This window comes from Micromonospora inaquosa (genome assembly GCF_003857055.1).
Classification (GTDB): Bacteria; Actinomycetota; Actinomycetes; order Mycobacteriales; family Micromonosporaceae; genus Micromonospora; species Micromonospora inaquosa.
The window spans coordinates 1-2713 of the sequence record NZ_QGSZ01000281.1 but is presented as its reverse complement, the minus strand read 5'-3'; the positions used below and the strand labels follow the sequence as shown (position 1 = coordinate 2713).

The following is a 2713-nucleotide window of genomic DNA, read 5'->3' as shown; positions in this document are numbered from 1 at the left end:
CCGCCGGCGACGGCAACAACGCCTCGGACGGCTCACCCCGATCGAGTTTGAGACAATCAACCAGCCCGTACACGCGGCCTGAACCACTCAAACCCGCGAGTCAACCGAACCCGGGGCAGTCCCCACCGGCCGTCGACCAACCGGCCGCCGACCAACCAGCCCTCTACCGAGGTGCGGCCCGATCCGAGGTCGCCCGCCGCCTGCAAGCCGTCCTCGACCTATCCGACCCCTACCCGGTCGTGAACGCGGCGCGTCAACTTGCCGCTGGGCCGTTGGAGCGGGCCCTGGCTGACGTCGTTGCGGGCCGGCTGCTGCACGAGCCCACCGGCCGCCGCATCCCGCTACAGGAGCTACCCGCCCGCACGATCGCTGCGCTTACCCGCACCCATTACCTCGACGCGGACCAGAGCGACGCCCTGGGATTCGCGCTGCGCTGCGCCTTCGCGTGGCCTGGCGTCGTCGGTACCCCGGACGCCCCGCACGCGCTCAAGTCGGTGCTCCCTGCCGGATTCGCGCCAATCGCCACGGTCGAGCAGATTGCCGCGAGCCAGGCCACCGCCGGCCCCGATGGGTTGAACACCAGTTACATGATCTCGCAGATGAAGGGCGGCATGTCCGCCGACTTCGGCATCGGCTGCCCCTTGATGTGCGCCTACTGTTATCGGCGCGAAGGCGACACCGTCGACGGCTACCTCGGTTCCTGGGAGCCGACCGGGTTCCTCGAGCCCGAGGATGTCGTGGCGCGGCTGCTGTCGCACCCGTGGTTCACCCCGCACCACACGCCCATCGGCCTGCACATGTCCACCTCCGAGGCGTTCCTGCCGAAGCTGTGGCCGCGGACCTGGCGCGCGTTGCAGCTGCTCGACGAGCTCGGTCTGACCAACCGCGTTTCGTGCATCACGAAGTACACCCTCTCTGACGAGCAGATCGACTGCCTGGAGTCCCTCGTCCACGTCGACCTCGACATCAACGTCTGCTATGCCGCGATGCCCGAGTCGATCGAGCCGCCCAATCGTGGGCGCCGGCTGCGGTTCCTGCGCCGCATCCTGCACTCTCAGAAGATCAACGTTCTGGCGTATTACCGGCCGATCGCCGAAGGGCTCAACACCACCGACGCTCACCTGCGTCACGTCTGGCAGACCTTCAAGGACGCCGACGCCCGCACCGTGGTCCTCGGCGGGCTGAAGTTCGCCGACGACCACGTCCAGTCCTTCATGTCCTACGGGCTGCCCCTGCCGGCAGGGTCCTTCACCCCCGGCAAGAAGCTGCTCACCGCCGGCACCGAAGCGCGGATCATGGCCGCGTTCGACGAGGTGTACGCCGACGCGGCCTCCGACTGGCGCCCCGCGGTCCTGAAACGATCCTCGTGCGGTCGAGCGGTGGAACGCGGCAGCCACATCCCCGACTACAACGGCCACTACGACCAGCCCACCACGAACTGCCGCCTGCGCTGCCCCGCCGCCCAGCACCAGGTATGCGCGGCAGCCCAGCCGCCGGACGAGGAAACAGTTCGGCACCTCCTGGCACGCATCGGCAGGCCTGACGCGCGCGTGGACATCACCGGCATCACCACCGTCGTGCACGCCGAGCTGAGCCAGTTCGAACGAACGTTCCTGCGCCAGAACCTGCTCTTCCCGGTGCACACCGCCCGGCAGGCCGCCGAACTCGTCGCCGGAAGGATCCCCCGATGACCGCCGCCGCACGCCCCACGCCTAAGCGGATCTTCCTGCCCCTGGCCGAGTCCCCGTTGCTTAGCCACCACGGCGAGGAGGACGTCGACCTCGCCGTGCTCCTGGCCACGACCGCTGACCCCGAACCCGCGACCGTGCGGGCGCTGCTGTCGATCACCGCCGCCCTGGCCGCCGATCGGATCGCCCGCGCGCTCGACGAGCGAACGGACCTACCCCTTACCTCACTGGCGCTACTCGTGGCGCACCGGCCCGACGCTAAGCAGGCGACCGGTGCCCTGAGGGGCAGACTCTTCCCCGACAGCACCTCACCCGGTGCATGTCATCGATTCGCCCGCACCATGGCAACGCTCGTCCACCAGCCCGCATCGGTCGACGATGCCTACCTCGACAGCGAACGATTCCGCGCATCCGCCGCCGCAGCCGACCCGGCTGTCCTGGAACAGCTACTGGCGCCGATCTTGGACGGGGGCACCCTGACCGGTCCCGCCCAGACCGGGCTGCTCGCGCTGCTCGACGCCCGCGCCGGCCGCGTCCCAACGGCCCCCCTCGATTTGGCGGGCGCGACCGCTCTCGACCGCGCCCGCCAGCAGCAGGTGCGCGCCGCGCTTCTCGCACGGCGCGAACAGACGATCCGTGACCTCGCCGACCACACCGCGGGACTGACGCTGGCCGCCGAGCTGTGGTTTGACTCGCTCACGGCCACCGCCGACACCCCCGCGCAAGCCAGCCAAGCCCTCGCCGTGGCCGAGAACGCCGCCAACAGCCTCGCCTCGGGAGAAGACCCGGCCTGCGCCTGGCCTGCCGTCCGTCGCCGCTGGCAGCACGTCACCGCCGCCGCGAGCGCCGCCGGAGCCCAGCCGGGCGGCTGGGAGCAGGCGTGGCAGGCAGCCGAGTTCACCGACGAGGGCGCTCGATGGGACGACACTCAACGCGCCCTTGTGGCCGGCTACGACCTGCTCGCCAACCACGTTCGCAGCACCTGGGGATCACCCGACACCCCGCCCACCCCCGACCACTACTGG

Annotated in this window: 2 protein-coding genes; both read left to right on the top strand. The window is 70.1% G+C overall.

Annotated elements, in window-relative coordinates; translation table 11 throughout:
• Positions 1-239 precede the first annotated feature (239 nt).
• Positions 240-1691: a hypothetical protein gene (locus DLJ59_RS25980; RefSeq protein ID WP_124775410.1), complete on the top strand. Its 1452-nt coding sequence runs from the start codon at positions 240-242 to the stop codon at positions 1689-1691.
• Positions 1688-2713 (top strand): hypothetical protein (locus tag DLJ59_RS25975; RefSeq protein WP_148096969.1); only part of this gene is annotated, 1026 nt, incomplete at its 3' end. The genes DLJ59_RS25980 and DLJ59_RS25975, both read left to right, overlap by 4 nt.